We start from the raw sequence: 19,989 nt of genomic DNA on the forward strand, positions 1-19,989 counted from the left end.
ACATTTTTTCTATCGAATGCTCCTTTATCGTCATCAAACAGTGTATGCCCGAAGCACAGCAGCTATTCCCAGATTTCTCTTACAGCTGCATGGACTCCTTATTCATCTTGGCTTTCGTCGAGAGTAAACTGGCACGCGCAATGTGCTCACGAAGGGGCTTGTCGAAGAAATCGGGCTCTCGAAATCCATCGAGATGTCCTACCGCTGCCGAAACCATGACATCATTGATAGGAGTAGGTTTGTCTATGGTCTCCATGCATTCTTTTACCCATTCGTCAGAGGCGGTCGTGATCAGGACGAATTCATCTCCGGCATAACGGCACAAGTAAGTGTCACCATTGGACTGCCATTCAGATAGAGCTGCAGAGAACATGCGAATGACATCATCTCCAAAGGGGTGGCCATACCGTTTATTGATCTTTCCAAAATCGTTCACGTCAATGAAAAGCATATGAAAAGGCTTCCCTTTGCGAAGAAGCTTTTCCCCCATATATTGAATATACGGTGCCCGGTACAAGCCGGTCAGCGGATCGATAAATTCAGCTACCTTTAATTGGACATCCTCTCTCGTTACGACCCCAACCAGTTCTTCTTCGTTCATGACCAGGAGCAGCTCATCGTCGTGTTCCTGCAAGAGAGCGTGTGTCTCCCAAACATCATCTTCCGGTGAAATGCGGATCGGCAGTACGTTCATAGCATCCGCTACAATGCGATTGGGATGAGTAGAGCGCAATTGCCGAGAAGTCACGACTCCCATCAACTCTCCGTGGTCCACGACAACAAGAGCATCAGTACTGTACGCATTCATTTTCTCTGCCGCGAAAGAAACGCTTTTGTCAGAGGTAATGGTGCTGACTGTCGTTGTCATGATTTCGGAGATATTCATAGCAGATCCACCTCTCGTTTCACCGACATCGCTATTTTCAATTCGGAACGCAGCACCATCGATTCGCTTATCATGCGTTCAGCCTCTTCCAAAATGATCGACATCAGCAGCTTCTCATCTATCATTTGCAGAAGAGAGCTGCGCAGCAACACTGCTTCTATTTTGGGGTGCTCCATTTTTATGAGGGTGAACTGTTCAGGAGACAATGCTTCTGCCATTCTCCTTACAGCTTCCGGTCCAATAGGCGCTTTTCTGCCCACAATGAGCATATCCTGCATCGGGGGTACGTCAAATTCAGATATATTCAGCGTCAAGGTAGCTTTCCGCGTAATCGCATTGCTTTCGCCAATCATATGTATTCCTCCATTCCATCCGGGTATTGCTTACTTGCCCAGCAGTGCACCAGGCTTTCCGAACAAATACCCTTGACCGATCGTTACCCCTATAGAGGCAGCGCAGGCCAGATCCTCTTCTTCTTCTACTCCCTCCAGAATCAACTGGGACGCATCACGGCAATACTCTACAAACAGCCTTACTACTTTTTGTTTATCATGGGATACAGACAGATCCTGGGAGAAAAAGCGATCCATTTTAATAAAGTCCGGTGCAATCTCAATAATTTTTCGGAAGGTTGTCGTCCCTTCCCCTACATCGTCCAAAGCGATTAGAAAACCGATATCTCGCAAATCCATGATTCTTTGCAAGAAGATCGGCTCATTCCATATTTTCCCTTCCATAATCGATTCGTTGATTTCAAGTACGATCTGGTTTAAGTAAGGTTCAAAATCACGCACGACCTCTTGAATAAAGGCCGGAAATGTAGCTTCAACGATTGTGGAAGGGAAAATATTCACAAATAATAGCTCTCCTCCCTCACGATCAGAGGATCGAAAGAAAGTGAGGATCGCATAATAAAGAGACTGTGTATCCAGCTCTAACAAGGCATTTGTTTCTTTTACTAATTGAAACAATACTTCGGGATTCCCATTTTCTTTGCTTCGCAGTAAGGCCTCGTACGCAATTCGCTCTTTCCCTGGAATACTGCAAATCGGTTGAAATGCGTGGTAGTATTCCTTCTCTTTAAATAACTTCTCAATGCTTTTCATCAGTTTTCCTTTCCCTTTCCCATTTCTAGCAAAAGATGATTATCAGAAAATGAGGCTACGTCATAACGTGCTGACGGAGCCTTGATTTCCTTTATGCTGTCATCCTTTATCGCTACTGAAATTAAGCTATTACGAAAGTACAAAGAAAAAGCTTCTCCCAATTGAGAGGAGCAAAATCGGTCAACTCATTCTTTTGGAAGTTCGGGAAGCGATCTAAGAAGGAAAGACATATCATTGCTTTGACAATAATAATTAGCTGGAGATGCTCGTGATGTCTGCTTCCCAATCACGACTCTAGGAAATATAGATCAGAGAAACCAGTGATTTATTCGACATTTTATGTCTTTATTCCTATTTATTCGTCAATATTTTTCATAATCCTTTCCAATTCACTCAAAATACCCGCAAAAATTCGGGACAATTCTTTTTCGTCACGAAATTGTAAAGAGGGTATGGTGGATTGGTTTATGGCTATTACAGGCCACTCACCTATTTGCGGATCAATCATATCCTAATAAAAGAGATGGATCGCAAAAAGAAAGGATGAGTTCGTGTGGTAGACTCCACTACCCGTACGCTTCGTGTATTAGCTGGTCATGCCTTTGTCCTGACTCTCGATGCCAACCCGACTACCGGTTATCAATGGATGCTGTCGAACCCTTTGGACGGCCGCTTCTTAACCTTGCTTTCAAATGAGTATATCCCACCTGCAACTTCAGGGCTTATCGGGCAAGGCGGCCATCAACAGTTAACCTTTCAGCCATTGCGTCCTGGAATGACCTCTATCGCGTTAAAATACTGCCGTCCCTGGGATGACGGTGATTGTGCCCACTTTTCATTCACAATCGTCCAAATTTCCGGGTAGCTATATACACTCTGATCAAAATGAGATTCCCCGATCTAGAGCACGATAACGAATGGCTTCCGCAACATGTGTAGACTCTATCTGTACTTTTCCTTCCAGGTCAGCAATCGTTCGTGCGACTTTCACGATGCGGTCATAGGCTCGTGCACTCAAGCCAAGCGTTTCAAAGGCAACCTGCAACAACTCCTGGCTTTCTTTATCTAAAGAAGCAAATTTCCGAAGCTCACTCCCACTCATCGCACTGTTAAAAGGGGTGCTCTGCCTTTTGATGTACCTCTCTCCCTGAATCACTCGTGCTTGCTCCACTCGATACAAAATGTCAGCGGACGATTCTTCTCTCGTTCGCTTATTCAAGTATTGGACAGGTACTCGGGGTACTTCGAGATGCAGGTCAATCCGATCTAATAGAGGTCCCGACAGCTTAGACCGATATTTTTGGATTTGCTGATGTGTACACGTACATGCTTGCTGGTCACGACTGCCATAGAAGCCGCATGGACAAGGATTGCACGAACCAATCAACAGGAAGCGAGCTGGGAACGTAAATACTTGCTTCGCTCTTCCAATTGTCACGATGCCAGCTTCTAGCGGCTGTCGAAGAACTTCCAGTACATGCCTGGAAAATTCGGGCATTTCGTCGAGAAAGAGAATCCCGCCATGCGACAAGCTGCACTCTCCTGGCCGTGGAATTTGGGCGCCCCCTCCAATTAGCGCTGTAGCCGTAATCGTATGGTGCGGCGAGCGGAATGGCCGCTTCTGAATCAATCCGCTTGTCCGAGTTAGCTGTCCTGCAATGCTGTATATTTTTGTCACTTCATAGGATTCATCCATGGTCATTTGCGGCATGATGCCGGGCAAGCACGTTGCCAATAGCGTTTTTCCGGATCCAGGAGGACCAACCAGCAAAACGTTGTGAAAGCCTGCTGCTGCTATTTCCAGGCCGCGTTTGACGAATTGCTGGCCATATACATTGGCGAAATCAGGGGTCTCGCAGTCATTTTTGGAGGGCGGGTGTGTGGTAGTCATACGACCATTGAGGCTCGTCTGATCTGGCTGTAAATCATGCTTCCAATAGTGAACAGCTGCAGTCAAATCGGATGCAGGGAGTACGACAAGATCGACGAGCCTAGCCTCTGGGGCATTTTGTACAGGTAGAATAACGTGAGTAAAGCCGGTGCGTTTGGCTTCTAGGAGGATGGGTAAAACCCCTGTGACAGGACGCAGGGTCCCGTCCAGTGCAAGCTCACCTAAAATGAGGATGCGTTCGGGACGGGAGGTTATTTGTTTCGACGCAAGCAAAATCCCAAAGGCAATGGCGAGATCAAATCCTGAGCCTTCCTTTCGGTGGTCGGCAGGCGCGAGATTGACGGTAATACGCTGCATCGGGTAATCGTAGCCAGCATTGCGGAGTGCTGCCCGGACACGGTCCCGGGCCTCTTTCACCGCTGAACCACCAAGACCGACCAGATCAAACTGCGGCAGTCCATTTGCGATATCCGTCTCTACCGTCACAACCATCCCATCGATACCAAAAACCGTGCCTGAATAACTGCATGCATACATCGTGCAATCCCCCCTATTGGTAGGGTAGAAAAAGTCTGTGGGGGTGGGCAAATAATTATGTTGATTCTATTTCAAAAAACGACGAACCCATTTGAAGTTTTTCTCATTGTATGGCGGGAACAGCAGCGGCATATTTATTTTCGTGCTGGTTTTAAGAACGCTTTTTTTGTGCGAAAAAGTAATAAAGCTATTCTCACCATGATAAGCTCCCATGCCAGAGCTACCAACTCCGCCAAAGGGCAGATCAGGGTTTGCCAAATGCGTTACGGTATTATTGATGCATACCCCACCTGAGGAAATTTCTGTTAGCACTTTTTCTTCCACTTGTTTGTCAGAGGTAAACAGATATAGTGCGAGCGGTTTCGAAAGTTTGTTAATCGATTTGATCGCCTCATCTAAATCACTGTACGTTAATATTGGGAGAAGCGGGCCAAAGATCTCGTCTTCCATGGAAGGAGATGTCCACGTCGCTTCGATCAGCGTGGGCTCCATAAAACGAGTATTCGGATTCGCTGCTCCTCCGAAAATGATTTGATCTTTCTCTTTTTCAAGAATGGTGTTTAATCGAGTAAAATGTCGATCATTTACAATGCGGCCATAATCCTTGCTATCTTCAATTTTTGGTCCATAGAAGGTGAAAAGGTTTTGCTTCATTTCATCAATCAGATCGTTTTTAATATCTTCGTGTACCAAAAGGTAATCTGGGGCAACACAAGTTTGTCCCGAGTTTAACGTTTTGCCCCAGAGGATACGTTTTGCTGCGGCTTTTACATCCGCACTTTTATCTACAAGAACAGGGCTTTTTCCACCTAGCTCCAGTGTAACGGGCACAAGATTCTTGGCTGCCGCCTCCATCACAATTTTCCCCACCGAAACACTTCCCGTGAAGAAAAAATAATCAAAAGGTGCATGAATAAGGGACGTGTTCGTTTCCATTCCGCCTTCGACCGAACGAATATATGAACGGTCAAAAGTAGCTTCCATCATTTCTGTAATGACAGCTGAGACATTAGGAACCAATTCAGATGGTTTGAGAACTACGCAGTTTCCCGCTGCGATAGCCCCAATAAGCGGTTCGATCAGAAGCTGAAACGGATAATTGAATGGACCGATAATCAATACTGTGCCATATGGTTCGTATCTAATCATGCTTTTTGACGGAAACAAGGTTAGTGGTGTTTTTACTTTTTTTGGCTTTGCCCATTTTTTTAAGCGCTTCATTGTATGCGTAATACTATTTAGCACGAATCCAATTTCTGAAGTGTAGGATTCAAAAGGATGCTTTCCTAAATCCGCTTGAAGGGCTTCCGTAATTTTCGATTCGTACTTACTGATTGTTTCTTTTAATATTTGTAATTGCTGCAAACGAAAATGTAAGTCTTTTGTTTGGTTGGTATGAAAGAAACGACCATGCTCTTTTAAAATATCTGTAACATATTCTGGTGTTATTTCCTTACGCTTCATAGGATAAATCATCCTCTTACTTCATATTTGAAGGACTATTTACTACATCTTCTTCTAAATGATTCGTCAGCTCTTTTAGTAAATGAATGGCATCTTGTAAAGAAGGAGAATAAAATCGCTGCGTCCCTTTTTGCTGAACTTGAATCAAGCCTTGCTGACGTAATAATTTAAGATGATGCGAAACGGCCATCGAATCGCGCTTGATAAAAGAGTTTAAAAACTTAAGCGTTTAAACACTTAAACACAATGTACTCTCTTTATATTTTTCCTGTCAATTTGTAAGGGCTTACTATATACCCCTATCAAGTCAAAAGAAAAACCAGCTATCCGCTGGTCAACGTTCTAACAAATGCATCCCGAGTATAACCAAGGCTACCGTGAGTACAATCAGGATGATATTAAAACTGATCGGCATTTTCCCACTTGTTTGAATCAGGCAGATCGCGCCAGCAGCGATTGACAGCATGCCAAATGCCCTTCTCATCGTCATAGACTCGTCCTCCCCGCTATTCTCCCTTTCCATTAATGTATGGGGGACAGACGTTTTTAGACGTGCAAGCTGCCCAGCATCCTTATTTCGTGCCTGTGTCGTCATCACCGTACATTCTTCCTTCTTGCGTACTTCACCCATTTGTCGACTACAAATGTATAAATGCCTTGAATCAGGAGCAATAGTATGCCCACGTTAATCGCATGATCGGCTAAGTTGAGGATACCATCTCCAGAACGCGACACTAAGAAATCAGTTACTTTCCCGAAGAGGATTCGATCGATTCCGTTCCCAGCAGCGCCACCCACCAGAAAACCTAATCCGGCATTGATCATGGTTCCTTTCGGCGCTTCATGCTTGCGGTAGTAGAGTACTCCAATGACAAACAAGATCGCCGCCACAGCAAACAAGCGCGCATACCCTTGAAACAGGCTAAAGGCCATTCCTGCATTTTCATAATGGGTGAGTTGAATGGAGCCGATATAGATCGTTTCTCCAACAGACATGGTGAGTCGTACGATGTATTTGGACAGCTGATCCGCCACCAATGTGAACAGCGCAGCCGAATAGAATGCCATAGGACTACCTTCTTTCTCATGTTCCGCGTGGAAGTGGGTATGAAAAGACCCTCTTCCTATCGTGACACAAGGAGAGGGTCTGGCGATACCCATTATTCTACCACAATCTTGATCTCTTTTGTTTCTATGCGGTCGTATCTGGTTTGACTCGCTTTCACTTTCAGCGTGTATTCGCCTTTTTTCTCTGGTTTCCACAGAAATACTTTACGGTAAACCCCACTTTTTCTGCTGGAACCGAGTTCCGTCACTTTTTGGTTAAACTCCAGTTTGGTAGTCACGTTGCTGTTATACGTCACCAGGACAGGGATCTCTTCACCAAGCTTTGCTGTAATTTGGTTAGGAGACACGGTCAAGTTTATTTTGTTTTTGTCAATCGGTTTGAAGCTTGTTTCGGCATTTCCTTCAATGATTTCTCCAGAAGCACTTTTTTGCTTGATCCCAAAAAGTAATATGTAGGTTCCTTCAGACTTTGGAGTAAAATAGCCTGTCGTCGTATATTTTTTCTTGGAACGATCTGCTGTGGTTTTTACACTTTCTACTTTTTCTCCATTGGAAATTAGAAAGAAAAACTTACCTTGATCAACTAATTCCCCCACGTATTCTGTGTCGACTGTTAATTTGTACTTCTTGCCTACCTCCAACGAGCTTGGTAAACCTTGAAATACTGGTTTGACCTTGGATGGTGATTCTGCCGTTAGATCAGTAGAATTTGTCTCATCTGCAGCAGCTACACTAGCTACGGAAAAACCAAAAGCCATCACCAGCGCAAGCATGATTTTGAAAAATGATTTCATGTGAACCTCCTCACTATCTTTCGCAAATTTTCCCATTTATCTATATTACCATTATTCTTTTTATTTTCCAATATTTACATGTCTTCCTTTTGAAAAAACCCACGTTCCTAGACTCTAGGATTTCGTGGGCTTCTGAGATGTTCTTAGATTAATTTACAGTTACTTTGATTTTAACCGATTCATCTTTATATTTTGCAGTGATCGTCGCCGTTCCTTTTTTCTTGGCAGTAACCACACCCTTATTTACTGTTGCTACGGAAGAATTGGAGGTGCTCCATGTTGCTTTGCTAGCCGTCAAGAATTTATCGTCGTAGTACAGATCGATCGTTTCTTTCTTGCCTTTTTTGATGGTGATCGAAGTGTCATCTACTTCCAATTGATTGGAATCTTTGACAGTAACCTCAACTTCAACCTCGTACCCTTTGTACTTTGCCGTGATGATGGCACTACCTTTTCCCTTCGCGGTAACTACACCTTTACTCACAGTAGCTACGGAAGATTTGGATGTCGACCAGGTTGCACTAGATGCGGGAACACTTTTTCCGTCATACGTCAATTTGATGGTTTCTTTTTCTCCCTTTTTCAAGGAAATTTCGTCATCTTTCACTTCCAGTTTTCCGGAGCTGCTTCCGTCGACATTTACTTCAATTTCGACCTCGTAGCCTTTGTATTTTGCTGTGATGATCGCTGTACCTTTTCCTTTTGCCGTTACGACACCGTCATCCACGGTAGCTACAGAGGACTTGGAGGTGGACCAAGTTGCTTTGGAACCTGCAAGACTTTCGTCATCATAGCGCAGCTTGATAGTTTTCTTATCGCCTTTATCCAGGTTTAATTCGGACTCATTTGCCTCTAGCTTCCCGGAAGAGGTGCCATCCACAGTTACTTCGATTGATACTGTCAAGCCGGCATACGTAGCACGAATGATTGCAGTACCATTTGATTTGGCAGTGATAACTCCCTTAGACACAGTGGCTACTGAGCTATTGGAAGTGGTCCACGTTCCTTTTTTTGATTCCAAAGCCTTCCCATTGTATCGTAAAGTAATGGTTTGTTCTTTTCCCTTTTTCATCGTTACTTTGGTCTCACTGGACGTTAATTTGTCTGGATCCGATACACTCACTTTGATACTCACAGTTTTACCATTGTACTTTGCATATAGATAGGTCATTCCGGGGCTCTTCGCAGTTACAACACCCTTGTTTACAGTAGCGATGCCTGTGTTGTTTACACTCCAAGTCGCTCGAGATGCATCTAGCGCCTGCCCATTATACGTCAACTTCACTGTAGCCGTTTTTCCTGTCTTCAAATTGACTACATTGACATTCGCTTTTAATCCCTCGGCTTGCGCCTGTACTGTTGTTTGGGCATATGTACTCGTTGGTAACCCGAAATGGACTGCACACGTCGTAGCCAAAGCTAGCGTCAGTGTTTGAAAAATCTTTCTCTTCATTTGATTCATGATTTACCTCCTAATTGTTTTCCTATATCATTTGACGTAGGATGTGGAAAAATGTCACATTAACGCGGCACTTTTTTTGAAAAACATTTGTTAATTTCTATTACTTTTGTTCATTCACGCTTTTCATCGTTTTTGCCGATTTAACTAAGAACAGAAATCCACTCACCATGATTCATCTTTTGATTCCGTTTTAGATGAGAGAATATATAGGGGGAATTCACTTCATGTCGCCAAAATTAGAAGCATTGCTAGCATGTCTGGAGGAAATCAAGGCGAGTCAAGCAGAAGATGCATGTGTTGCCTTGACGGATAAGGAAAAATACTTAGCCTTTTTAAAAAGTAATACACTACCGATGGAAACGAAGCCTGGAACCTTAATCGGCGAGATCAATGGTACCATAACGGAGAAGGCACTACGCAGTGGAAAGAAAATGACGCAGGAGCAGGGACCAGAGGTTTGCGGGGTCCCCTACATCTCTTCTGCTACCCCCATTTTTGAAGATGGAAAGCTCGTCGGGTGCCTCACGATATTGACTGCCAATACCAAGATTGAAAACATCCGCACCGTCTCCTCTTCGCTCGCAGCTACTGTAGAGGAAATGACGGCAACAGCAGATCAGGTTGCTGCTGCCTCTATACATGTCAATGAACAAATTCTCACAGTCTCAAGTGAATCTCAGTTCGTAACTGCGGAAATTGAAAAGATTTTTAAAGTCCTTTCCTTCGTAAACGATATGGCATCGCAATCCCACATGCTCGGGTTGAATGCAGCGATTGAGGCAGCTCGAGCTGGAGAGCATGGACGTGGGTTTAGCATTGTGGCGAACGAGATCCGCAAAATGGCTACCCAAAGCAAGGACGCTTCGGAAGAAATTCAAAAGCAGCTGAAATTCATTGAAAGCTCTATTCAAAAAATGAACGTCTCTATTCAATCCGTCAGCTCAGAATCACAAAACCATGCTGCCAGCATTCAAGAGCTCCGGGCAGCCTTCGATCACATAGCCGGCACGGCAACCGAATTAAACGATCAGATTCGAAAGTAATTCACCTTTTTCTCATGTACCCTGCTTGTCCGATCAGGCAGGGTTTTTGTTTTCTCACAAAAAAATGCTTCCCAGCTGATACGCTGGAAAGCTCATGTTGATGCTTGGAGGAGTTTCATCGCGTCGAGTACAGTACATAGTACGCTGATTCACAGGCGGTTGATGTAGACATATCCCCAATCGCAGCGCTTTTCTGTGCCCGATTTTAAAAGGCATGCTCAATGTGCTCGATGCTTGCCTCCATGTCTATCCCACTCATGCCTTGTCCTTGTATGGCAATCACATCAAAACGAAAGGCAGGGACAAAGCCAGCGCTGCTTTGCAGGTAGTCCATGGCCAGCTCTCTTAGCTTCTGCTGTTTTCTCCATGTGATTGATTCGGCAGCAGTACCATGTCGCCCGCTGCTCCTCGTGCGCACTTCAACGAAAACAAGCGTTTCTCCGATGGACGCGATCAAATCGATCTCCCCTCGCCGGGTTCTCACATTACGTCCGAGAATTTTGTAACCTTTTTGCCGCAGGAAGATCTCTGCAGCCTGCTCCCCTGCTTGCCCCAAAGCCCTCCGCTGCTGACTCATCGCTTCTCGGCTCCTCCCTTATCCAATCGGTAGACAAAGGCCAGGATTTCTGCAACCACCTGGTACAGCTCCGGTGGGATCTGCTGATCTAAATCGAGCTTCCCTAGCACTTCCACCAGCGATGGATCCTCCTGCACGGGGATATCGTGTTCCTTTGCCGTTTTCAGCATGTTCTCCGCAACGTATCCCTTTCCTTTTGCCACGACCTTTGGAGCTTCCATCGAACCCGCCTGATATTTTAAGGCGACGGCTTGTATCCGTTTGCTATCGGAAGATTGGGACTGACTCATATCCGCAGGTCCACTCCTTTGTAATCAGAGAGGATCGCGCCCTTTGCTCCCGTTGTCATTGAGGTGCTATTTTTTTGCTTCGGTATGTCCTGCACACGTACGGCTGATAGCTGAAATCCAACTTCCTGCAGCTGCTGGGCAAAGCCTTCTTTCATGCCCTGTACGAGCTCGTCGACCCAAGGCGCATTATTAAAAATTTGCAGATTAATGATTCGATTTACGATGCCTACATCGATCATCGTCGTTCCCATCTCTTTCAGGTCAAGGTGGAAAAAGAGCCGACAATTATCAGCATCGAGCTGCCCGCCGTCTTTTTTCTTGGATTCGATCTGCACATAGGCCGTGTCTTCGCCTTGTGCCGAGCGGATCGGAATTTGCAGCACGATCTGGGATAAGGCTTGATTCGTTGGCTGAAGCATCATCAATTGCTGTCCGGTGACTTGCTGCAGCAGCTGATCGGCTGCATCCCGCAATCCAGCCGGCACGATATGATTGGGTGACTGCGTAATTTGCAAGAGCAAGGATTTGACCGACTCTAGCTGCTTGTGAAGCGCCCCATCGGACGCTGCTCCCGATAACATCTGACCCATTAATTCCCGCTCGTGGGTCATCCCCATCTGGCGGAACAATTCCTGAATGGGGTTCTTTCCAGCTGCATCCGTATTCTTACCCGTTAGCTGCTGCACGGGAGTATCCGCATGGCCGCGGATCGCAGAGGCTGCCTCTCCAGGTGTCCGTGGGTTAACTGCAACAAGACTCTCTTCCGTTGTTTGCGGCGCAGCTGGCTGGACAGGTCCGCTTCCCGTTCCCTTTGGTTGTTGCGTCGAATCGAGCTGAGGGTTCTCTACTGAGCTAACAGCTACCCCTGCAGCCAGAGCCTGACCGCTTGCTTTCGGCGGGAGAAGGTTCTGTCCAGGTTGACTCTCTCCTTGAGCTTGAGCGAGGCGGACAGGCGGAGGCGTTGCCGCTTCTTTTGGATGATTCCCCTGCTCTCTTGCCAGCTGAATGCCTCCTGCTTCTCCGCTCTTCCTGTCTGTGCTCTGGACGAGAACCTCTGAGCCTGCTGCAGTGATCGATGCCTTGACTGAGCTCTGGGCTATCTGAGCGTCTGTTTGTGTGCGGCCTTGGGCAGTAGTTGAACTTGCTGGGATCGCATTCTGTGGCTCTATCTCAGCCTGGTTGGAAAGGGCTAATGGCAGAGCTCCCACTTTTTCTTTGAGCATGGCGACCACTTGCCGCAGCCCTGTGTCAGCTAGCGTCGTATGACCTTCTGTTTTCGGGGTATTTCCCCCATTCGCTGCGGATGCAGCTGTCGCATCCTCCAGAAACTTTGTCGCTTGCAGCAGAAAGTTCTGTATGCCGACACTGACAGGCTTTTCGGAAAGAAACGCTTTTAATCCCGATACGGTATCTGGAGTAAGCGGCAGGTTTCTCTTTACTGCCATCATGAATGCCTCCACTGTGGCGTCACTCGTTCCGAGACGAGCAGCGACTGCCGTGAAAGCCTGAACGGTTTCTTTCGAGACGGGTAGGTTGGCATTCATCAGAGCAGTTACGATCGCTCTGCTTTCCTTAGTTTCAGGCAGCCCGAGTGATTTGATCAGTCCCTCCAGGGAGGCTTCTTTCCCTCCGCCCGCTGGTTGCGTATCCAACACCTTCAAGGTAACGACATCAGAGGATGGCTGGACTTGGAGCCATGCCTTTTGTCCTTGTTCTAGCTTGGTCTCCAGCTTTGCCTGCACTTGCATCCCGCCTATTTGAACGAGAGCCATATTATCCGGGTATTGCTTGATCACGGTTCCTTTAAACACTTGCCCTGGCGTCAGTTCGACTGGTTTGGGCGTAGAAGCAGGTGCGCGCTGCACCAGCGATTGAATCAGCTGTGATGGAGAAAACATGGTACTCACACCTCCTGCTAGGCCCAAAACAGTAGCTTCATTATGCTTGCTCTTTTACTCCGGTAAACGTCTTCCGATGAATCGGAGTCGCCCCAAAGCGCTCAATCGCAGACAAATGCTCTGCTGTTCCGTAACCTGCATGTTTTTCAAATCCGTACTCAGGAAATTCACGTCCGTAGTCAACCATCATGCGGTCTCGTGTGACTTTTGCCACGATCGATGCGGCTGCAATGGATACACTTTTGCCATCTCCACCAATGATCGGGACCTGTTTGCAGCTGAGCCCTGCAAGCTGAACAGCATCGATCAGACACGCATCAGGTGCGATGGAAGCATTTTGAATAGCGAGGAGCATCGCTTCTTTCGTTGCATTCAAAATATTGATAGCGTCGATACGAAAGGCGTCTACGATTCCGATGCCAACAGCCGTCGCATCACGCATGATGATCTCATAAAAAGCCTCACGAGTAGCAATTGGCACTTTCTTCGAATCATTCAAGCCCGGCAAATAGAAGTCTGCTGGCAAACAAACTGCCGCAGCAACTACTGGCCCTGCCAAAGGACCCCGTCCCACTTCATCGATCCCAAACAAATGCACGTGCCCACTCTCGCGTAAAGAACGCTCGTACTGCGTCATTTCTGTCCACTGTGCCGCCAGCTTCTCTCTACGTGCTATTGCTGCCTCAGCTTTGCGGGCAATTTCTTGAACCCCTGCCCGCTTGTCATCCTTTAATAATTGTAAAAAATCTTTGGGTACCTCGTCCAATTTTTCGACCCATTCTCTTATTTCCTTTATCGACAGTTCTGCCATATTCATTGACTGCTTTCTCCTTATGTACGGATAAATAACTTCTCTTCATTTAGAATACCTGGCTACTCCAAGCTTTTTCCATCCCGATCCGAATAAAAAAACCGCCTACCATGAGGGATAGACAGGTTTTTCAACGCTCATTCATTCATTTATTCAGATAACGAGAGTGGTTTGCCAATCGGTTCGTCCATTTCCCAATCGATCGGGCGCTCTACAGATACTTGACCCAGCTTACCGGATCGCAGCTCTCGCAAGAAGATTTCTGCCGCCTTGTCGTAGTCAATGTTTCCCCCTGAAACGAGACAGCCTCGCTTTTTCCCGATCTCCTCAAGCATTTTCACTCGATCGTCGGGCAATTCCTTCAGCTTGAAGCGCTCTACCAATCTCTCTGGGTAGTAGTGCATCATGTAGCTGATCACAAACAGAGCAACTTCTGTAAAGTCAATGAGCTCGTCCTTGATCGCGCCACTTGCTGCTAGCCGCAAGCCAACCATTTGGTCCTCGAACTTCGGCCACAAAATACCTGGTGTATCTAAAAGCTCGAGTGTATCCCCCATCTTCACCCACTGCTGCGCTTTTGTCACAGCTGGGCGATCACCGGTCTGGGCAACAGAGCGCTTGGACAGTCGATTGATCAGAGACGACTTGCCGACGTTTGGGATTCCCAAAATCATAATGCGGATCGCACGTCCTTGCATACCCTTTTCTGCTCGCTTCGCCAGCATATCGCCAGCTAGCTCTTTGCATAGCTCAGGCAGCTTACCCACACCCTTACCACTTAATGCGTCAATCGGAAGCGTGCGGATCCCTAGCCCGCGGAAATAGGACATCCATTGATCGGTTACTTTTTCGTCCGCTAAATCAGCCTTGTTCAATAAAATCAGTCTGGGCATATCGCCGACAATTTCATCAATCATCGGGTTGCGGCTGGATAAAGGAAGCCGTGCATCCAGCAACTCGATGACCACATCAATCAGCTTGAGCTTCTCCGTCACTTGCCGGCGCGCTTTCGCCATGTGCCCCGGAAACCATTGAATGGTCATGTATGTCTCACCTACCTTGCTGCTGTTCTTACATATTCCCACCTTATCTTGTCATACGGATATCGCCGATCGGCCAAAACGTAAATTCAGCGCGACCAACAACCGTACTGACAGCCACAGGTCCGATAATCCGGCTATCCGTGCTGTTTAAACGGTTGTCTCCCATGACGAAGATGTGATTGGCAGGGATTTTTACCAAAGGGAAATCATGTGTGAAAACGAGTTCTCCCTGTTTTTTTGCCTCTTCTTTATGTTGTGCAAGATATGGCTCTTCTACCAGCTTCCCATTTATAAAAAGCTGATCGTTTTTGACTTCCACCGTATCTCCCGCGACCGCGATCACCCGCTTGATATAATCTCGTGTTTTTTCTGCATGAAACACGATAATATCTCCCGGCTTCGGGTCCTCCATATAGTAAATGGCTTTGTTTACAACCAATTTTTCATTGTTATGTAAGGTGGTTTCCATGGACTCGCCCTCTACGATAAAAGGGGCGAATAGGAAGGTCCGGATGAGAAACGCTAGGATAATCGCAATAACCAGCGCGCGGGTCCATTCCCATAGTTCGTTTTTCTTGGCGTGGGTGGAAGTAACTTCTTCGTTCATGATCCGACCCTCCGAACAGTTGGCTTGTGCTTTGTTTTGATCCTTGGTGCAGCCATGTCTACTTGCCATTCTTGCCCTAAATGGAAAAAAGAGGCCTGGCTAGCAGACCAGTCCTCTTTCCTATGCGTTAGCAAACGCTTATCGACGGATTTCTTTAATACGAGCTGCTTTACCTACGCGATCACGCAGATAGTACAGTTTCGCACGACGTACTTTACCATGACGCACGATCTCGATCTTGTCGATCTTAGGCGTGTGCAATGGGAAGGTACGCTCAACACCTACACCGTAAGAAATCTTACGAGCAGTGAAAGTTTCGCTGATACCAGTACCACGACGGCGGATGCAAACGCCTTCGAAGAGCTGAATACGCTCACGCTGACCCTCGATTACCTTAACGTGTACACGAACGGTGTCACCAGGTCGGAACGCAGGAATGTCCTGTTTCAATTGCTCTTTTTCCAATTCACGGATTACTTGGTTCATTTGAATTCCCTCCTTCCGATCAGACGTTCTTACTCGTCTACCAATAGCTGGCTCAGCGCATATGCCTGAGATACGAGTAGCGGACCGCCTTAGTCAGCGGGCAAAATTGCCACAAGAAATATATTAGCACACTGGGCGAGAGACTACAAGGATGTTTTTACGGTTTGTCTGTAATTTTTTTCTCTGCTTCCAGTTCTGCTAGGAGCTTCTTCATTTCAGCCGTCAACTCGAGTCTCTTCAGCAGATCCGGCCTGCGCTCACTGGTACGTCTCAGGGACTCTTTCAGGCGCCATTTCACGATGTTGGCATGATGTCCGGAAAGAAGGACGTCAGGTACCCTCCAGCCGCGAAATTCAGCCGGTCTCGTATAGTGGGGGTACTCCAGGAGACCCGTTGAAAAGGAATCCTCTACAGCGGACGTCTGATTGCCCAGTGCTCCAGGCTGAAGCCGAACAACACTGTCGATCACGACCATCGCTGCCAGCTCTCCGCCCGTCAAAACGTAATCGCCGATAGAAATCTCATCCGTGACCAAATGCTCGCGGATACGCTCATCATAGCCTTCGTAGTGACCGCAAACAAATACGAGATGCTCTTCCTTTGCCAGCTCCTCTGCAAGCTTCTGATTGTAGGGGACTCCCTGTGGACACATGAGGATCACGCGAGGCTTCTTCTCGCCTGCCATGGATTCGACCGCCCGAAACAACGGCTCCGGCTTGAGCACCATGCCTCCTCCGCCGCCATACGGGGTATCGTCTACAGTGCCATGCTTGCTCTCTGAGAAGTCGCGAAAGTTCGTTACGTGAAAGTCCACGATCTCTTTTTCACGCGCTTTTCCTAAAATGCTGCTAGATAAAACCCCCGCAAACATCTCGGGAAACAGGGTGAGTATATCAATGCGCATGTGAATACGAATCCTCCCTACAGCAAGCCTTCCATCAGATGGCAGACCACGCGTTTGCCTTTGACATCCACTTCTTTGATGCAATCGTCGATGTAGGGCAGCAGGATTTCGCCACGTTTGCCTTTTACGACCCAAACATCGTTTGCCCCTGGCTGCATCACATCGACGATTTTCCCCAACTCTTCCCCTTGGTCCGTAACCACTTCACACCCGATCAACTGATGGATGTAAAACTCGTCTTCTTCCAGCTCCATCAGGGACTCTTCTGGTATTTTCAGCTCTCCGCCCTTGTACTTCTCGATATCGTTAATATTCGAATAGCCATGAAAGCTCAATATCTCGAACCCTTTGTGTGGCCGGCGAGTTGCAATTTTTAGTTTCAATGGCTCTGTCAGTGTAGGGTGGAACAATAACAGCTCGTTCCCTTTCCGAAAACGCTGATCAGGGAAATCAGTCGTCGGAATGATTCGCACTTCTCCACGCAAGCCGTGTGTATTGACCAGCTTCCCCACTCCATAGTAACGCTTTTCCAATCGATCCCATCCTCCTATGAACGCTTACCTTTGTTCTGATGCTCGCCCGCGAATCTCATGTACCTGACCATCTTTTATCAGGATTTCCGTTCCCGCTATGATTTCATCCCAAACATCACCGATTTGCACCGTTACGGGGCTTTGTACCGTTTGATAGTCCATTTCGCTGCCCTCAGGCAAATTCTCTGCCTGCCTCAGCTGAAACTGAAGAATCTCCATTTTCTCTTTGCGCTGCTTTTCTTCCCGTGCCACTTTCTCTTGTGCGAGTGCGTATGTATCCGCTGACTTTTTCTTTGCGTCAGCGAGTATCTTTTTCGTTTGAAACTGCCACTGCTCCCATGAGTCGCGTTGCTGGCGGATCTGTCTTGCATATTGTTCAACCAGTGCAGCGCGGGAGGCTTCCGTCATGATGATCTTGACCTGTACCGAACGAAAAATAGTGAGCATTTGTGCCACTCCCCTCGACTCGCCCAGAATCGCTCATTCGAAAACATGAAGAAAAAGACTGGGAATGCTCCCAGCCTTTTCACTCAAACAATTTCAACCGTGACACGCTTGTCCGTTTCCACGGATGCCGCCATCACGACCGTGCGCAGTGCTTTCGCGATCCGTCCCTGCTTGCCAATGATCTTCCCCATATCATCAGGGTGGACCGACAATTCAAAGACGAGAGTACGCTCTTTTTCCACTGCATTCACACGAACCTCATTCGGATGATCGACGAGAGCTTTTGCGATCGTTTCGACCAGCGCTTTCATCATCAGACCTCCAGATGAACGGCTTATTTGCCGTATTTGGTTTCGTGTACTTTAGCCATAACGCCTTCTTTGGAGAGAAGGTTACGAACGGTATCAGTTGGAGCTGCACCATTCAGGATCCATTGTACCGCTTTTTCGGTATCAATTTTCACCACTGCCGGTTGTGCAACCGGATTGTAGTAACCGATTTCTTCAATGAAACGGCCATCACGAGGGGAACGAGAGTCAGCTACTACTACACGGTAGAAAGGAGCTTTCTTGGAACCCATACGCTTCAGACGGATTTTAACTGCCATGTTGTGTCACCTCCTGTATAAATCAACGCGATATTCCTTCGCGTTGGTGCTACTATATCTGAACCATCGCGTCAGCTGACAAGTCAGTGCCGCGAAGAGAGTTCATGCTCCATCATTTGAACGGCGGTTTGAAATTAAACGGGAAGTTCATGCCACCCTGGTTTTTGCCTCCGCCCTTCCCCATAAACGGGAGTCCGAGTCCGCCCTTTTTCTTGGACTTCTTCATCATCTTGTCGGCGGCGCCTGAGAACTGCTTCATCATCTTCTTCATTTCATCGAATTGCTTGATGAATCGGTTCACTTCCTGAATGCTGGTTCCACTGCCGTTTGCGATACGCTTGCGGCGGTTGGCATTGAGCAAATCAGGATTGGCTCGCTCCGCTTTCGTCATGGACTTGGCGATTGCTTCCACACGGGCAATCTGCTTCTCATCGACGTTCATTTTGCCCTTCATCTTGTTCATTCCTGGCAGCATGCCGAGAATGTCTTCAAAAGGACCCATGTTGCGCAGCTGCTGCATAGAGTCAAGGAACATGTCGAAGGTAAACTCACCTTGACGCATTTGGCGTTCCATGTCCCGCGCCTTTTCTTCGTCAACGTTTGCCTGCGCCTTTTCAATCAGGCTGAGCACGTCACCCATACCCAAGATACGGGATGCCATACGGTCCGGATGAAACGGCTCCAGTGCGTCGAGCTTCTCACCCATCGCCGCGAACTTGATCGGCTTGCCGGTGACTGCTTTGACAGATAACGCTGCACCGCCTCGGGTGTCGCCATCGAGCTTGGTGAGAACCACACCGGTCAGCTCCAGCTGACTGTTAAAGCTCTCTGCTACATTGACGGCATCTTGTCCAGTCATCGCATCGACGACGAGCAGGATTTCATCGGGACTCGCAACCTCGCGAATCTGCTTCAGCTCATCCATCAGTGCTTCATCGATGTGCAGTCGACCTGCCGTATCGATGATAACCACATCGAGATGATTTGCTTTGGCATGCTCAATCGCTTGTCGTGCAATGTCTACCGGACTGACTTGATCTCCGAGAGTAAAGACGGGTACTCCGAGCTGCTCACCCAAAACTTGAAGCTGCTTGATCGCTGCTGGGCGGTAAATGTCGCCTGCTACGAGAAGCGGCTTGCGGTTTTGTTTTTGCAAATGCTTGGCCAGCTTACCAGTCGTGGTCGTTTTCCCTGCCCCCTGCAAACCTGCCATCATGATGACAGTCGGCGGGCGGTGAGCCATCGTCAATTGAGCGACACTGCCACCCATCAGCTCGACCAGCTCTTCGTTCACGATCTTGATAACCATCTGGCCAGGTGTCAGGCTTTTCATGACATCCTGACCGACTGCGCGCTCCTTAACGCGAGCAACGAAGTCTTTTACTACTTTAAAGTTAACATCTGCTTCCAACAGGGCAAGTCGTACTTCACGCATCGCTTCGTTCACGACGGTTTCATCGATTTTGCCTCTGCCTCGCAGTTTGTCAAACGCGTTCTGCAGCCGATTGGCTAAGCTCTCAAACGCCATGCGAGCC

Annotated in this window: 24 protein-coding genes; 2 read left to right on the forward strand and 22 right to left on the reverse strand. The window is 47.4% G+C overall.

Going from position 1 to position 19,989, the window contains the following annotated elements:
• Positions 1-79 precede the first annotated feature (79 nt).
• Genes EDM55_RS01790 through EDM55_RS01800 form a run of 3 tightly spaced genes read right to left on the reverse strand, consistent with a single transcriptional unit; the run spans position 80 to position 1,992 of the window.
• Positions 80-886, reverse strand: a complete 807-nt coding sequence (locus EDM55_RS01790) for a GGDEF domain-containing protein (protein WP_092266640.1) — start codon at positions 884-886, stop codon at positions 80-82.
• Positions 883-1,239, reverse strand: a complete 357-nt coding sequence (locus EDM55_RS01795; RefSeq protein WP_092266639.1) for a hypothetical protein — start codon at positions 1,237-1,239, stop codon at positions 883-885. The genes EDM55_RS01790 and EDM55_RS01795 overlap by 4 nt, the downstream gene beginning before the upstream one ends.
• Before the next feature lie 30 nt (positions 1,240-1,269).
• Complete coding sequence (locus EDM55_RS01800) at positions 1,270-1,992, reverse strand: EAL domain-containing protein (protein WP_122959469.1); 723 nt, start codon at positions 1,990-1,992, stop codon at positions 1,270-1,272.
• A gap of 553 nt (positions 1,993-2,545) precedes the next feature.
• Here EDM55_RS01800 and EDM55_RS01805 point away from each other — a divergent pair.
• Positions 2,546-2,857 carry a protease inhibitor I42 family protein gene (locus EDM55_RS01805; RefSeq protein WP_122959470.1) on the forward strand — a complete coding sequence of 104 codons (312 nt, stop codon included), beginning with the start codon at positions 2,546-2,548 and terminating at the stop codon, positions 2,855-2,857.
• 15 nt (positions 2,858-2,872) lie between these two features.
• Here the strand turns inward: EDM55_RS01805 and EDM55_RS01810 are convergent, their stop codons facing one another.
• The 6 genes from EDM55_RS01810 to EDM55_RS01835 all read right to left on the reverse strand — a co-directional run bounded on the left by EDM55_RS01810 (position 2,873) and on the right by EDM55_RS01835 (position 9,208).
• The gene (locus EDM55_RS01810) at positions 2,873-4,420 is read right to left on the reverse strand and encodes a YifB family Mg chelatase-like AAA ATPase (RefSeq protein WP_122959471.1); all 1,548 of its coding nucleotides are present in this window, start codon (positions 4,418-4,420) and stop codon (positions 2,873-2,875) included.
• 66 nt (positions 4,421-4,486) lie between these two features.
• Positions 4,487-5,884 (reverse strand): aldehyde dehydrogenase, encoded by a 1,398-nt coding sequence (locus tag EDM55_RS01815; protein ID WP_092266635.1) that lies wholly within the window; start codon positions 5,882-5,884, stop codon positions 4,487-4,489.
• A gap of 334 nt (positions 5,885-6,218) precedes the next feature.
• On the reverse strand, positions 6,219-6,374 hold the full coding sequence (locus EDM55_RS30090) for a hypothetical protein (protein WP_175530479.1): 156 nt from the start codon (positions 6,372-6,374) through the stop codon (positions 6,219-6,221).
• Positions 6,375-6,478: 104 nt separating this feature from the next.
• Positions 6,479-6,952, reverse strand: coding sequence for a signal peptidase II (gene lspA, locus EDM55_RS01825; RefSeq protein WP_092266633.1), 474 nt, complete (start codon positions 6,950-6,952; stop codon positions 6,479-6,481).
• A 92-nt stretch (positions 6,953-7,044) separates the two neighbouring features.
• Positions 7,045-7,746, reverse strand: a complete 702-nt coding sequence (locus tag EDM55_RS01830) for a hypothetical protein (protein ID WP_092266632.1) — start codon at positions 7,744-7,746, stop codon at positions 7,045-7,047.
• A 148-nt stretch (positions 7,747-7,894) separates the two neighbouring features.
• Positions 7,895-9,208, reverse strand: coding sequence for an Ig-like domain-containing protein (locus tag EDM55_RS01835; protein WP_122959472.1), 1,314 nt, complete (start codon positions 9,206-9,208; stop codon positions 7,895-7,897).
• A gap of 224 nt (positions 9,209-9,432) precedes the next feature.
• Between EDM55_RS01835 and EDM55_RS01840 the strand changes: the two genes are divergently transcribed.
• Positions 9,433-10,251, forward strand: coding sequence for a methyl-accepting chemotaxis protein (locus EDM55_RS01840; protein ID WP_170184284.1), 819 nt, complete (start codon positions 9,433-9,435; stop codon positions 10,249-10,251).
• 205 nt (positions 10,252-10,456) lie between these two features.
• On the opposite strand, the gene EDM55_RS01845 is transcribed toward EDM55_RS01840, so the two are convergent.
• The 13 genes from EDM55_RS01845 to ffh form a co-directional block, all read right to left on the reverse strand.
• The gene (locus EDM55_RS01845; RefSeq protein WP_092266629.1) at positions 10,457-10,828 is read right to left on the reverse strand and encodes a YraN family protein; all 372 of its coding nucleotides are present in this window, start codon (positions 10,826-10,828) and stop codon (positions 10,457-10,459) included.
• Positions 10,825-11,118, reverse strand: a complete 294-nt coding sequence (locus EDM55_RS01850) for an EscU/YscU/HrcU family type III secretion system export apparatus switch protein (protein WP_092266628.1) — start codon at positions 11,116-11,118, stop codon at positions 10,825-10,827. Before EDM55_RS01850 ends, EDM55_RS01845 begins: the two co-directional genes overlap by 4 nt.
• Positions 11,115-13,016: a TP0910 N-terminal domain-containing protein gene (locus EDM55_RS01855; protein WP_122959474.1), complete on the reverse strand. Its 1,902-nt coding sequence runs from the start codon at positions 13,014-13,016 to the stop codon at positions 11,115-11,117. The genes EDM55_RS01850 and EDM55_RS01855 overlap by 4 nt, the downstream gene beginning before the upstream one ends.
• 40 nt (positions 13,017-13,056) lie before the next feature.
• Entirely contained in the window at positions 13,057-13,833 is a 777-nt protein-coding gene (gene rnhB, locus EDM55_RS01860) for a ribonuclease HII (protein ID WP_092266626.1), read from the reverse strand.
• A 143-nt stretch (positions 13,834-13,976) separates the two neighbouring features.
• On the reverse strand, positions 13,977-14,870 hold the full coding sequence (ylqF, locus tag EDM55_RS01865) for a ribosome biogenesis GTPase YlqF (RefSeq protein WP_092266625.1): 894 nt from the start codon (positions 14,868-14,870) through the stop codon (positions 13,977-13,979).
• Between the two features lie 43 nt (positions 14,871-14,913).
• Positions 14,914-15,477, reverse strand: a complete 564-nt coding sequence (gene lepB / locus EDM55_RS01870) for a signal peptidase I (protein ID WP_122959475.1) — start codon at positions 15,475-15,477, stop codon at positions 14,914-14,916.
• Between the two features lie 138 nt (positions 15,478-15,615).
• Complete coding sequence (rplS, locus tag EDM55_RS01875; protein WP_055746938.1) at positions 15,616-15,963, reverse strand: 50S ribosomal protein L19; 348 nt, start codon at positions 15,961-15,963, stop codon at positions 15,616-15,618.
• Positions 15,964-16,120: 157 nt separating this feature from the next.
• Positions 16,121-16,867, reverse strand: a complete 747-nt coding sequence (trmD, locus tag EDM55_RS01880) for a tRNA (guanosine(37)-N1)-methyltransferase TrmD (RefSeq protein ID WP_092266623.1) — start codon at positions 16,865-16,867, stop codon at positions 16,121-16,123.
• Between the two features lie 17 nt (positions 16,868-16,884).
• A complete protein-coding gene (rimM, locus tag EDM55_RS01885; protein WP_092266622.1) occupies positions 16,885-17,400 on the reverse strand; it encodes a ribosome maturation factor RimM in 516 nt (171 codons plus the stop codon).
• A 24-nt stretch (positions 17,401-17,424) separates the two neighbouring features.
• Positions 17,425-17,847: a YlqD family protein gene (locus EDM55_RS01890; RefSeq protein ID WP_092266621.1), complete on the reverse strand. Its 423-nt coding sequence runs from the start codon at positions 17,845-17,847 to the stop codon at positions 17,425-17,427.
• A gap of 83 nt (positions 17,848-17,930) precedes the next feature.
• Complete coding sequence (locus tag EDM55_RS01895; protein ID WP_055746934.1) at positions 17,931-18,158, reverse strand: KH domain-containing protein; 228 nt, start codon at positions 18,156-18,158, stop codon at positions 17,931-17,933.
• Positions 18,159-18,181: 23 nt separating this feature from the next.
• The gene (rpsP, locus tag EDM55_RS01900) at positions 18,182-18,454 is read right to left on the reverse strand and encodes a 30S ribosomal protein S16 (RefSeq protein ID WP_092266620.1); all 273 of its coding nucleotides are present in this window, start codon (positions 18,452-18,454) and stop codon (positions 18,182-18,184) included.
• Positions 18,455-18,566: 112 nt separating this feature from the next.
• Complete coding sequence (gene ffh / locus EDM55_RS01905; RefSeq protein ID WP_092266619.1) at positions 18,567-19,982, reverse strand: signal recognition particle protein; 1,416 nt, start codon at positions 19,980-19,982, stop codon at positions 18,567-18,569.
• Between the last annotated feature and the right edge of the window lie 7 nt (positions 19,983-19,989).

This window comes from Brevibacillus centrosporus (assembly GCF_003710815.1).
In the GTDB taxonomy this organism is placed as follows: Bacteria; Bacillota; Bacilli; order Brevibacillales; family Brevibacillaceae; genus Brevibacillus; species Brevibacillus centrosporus.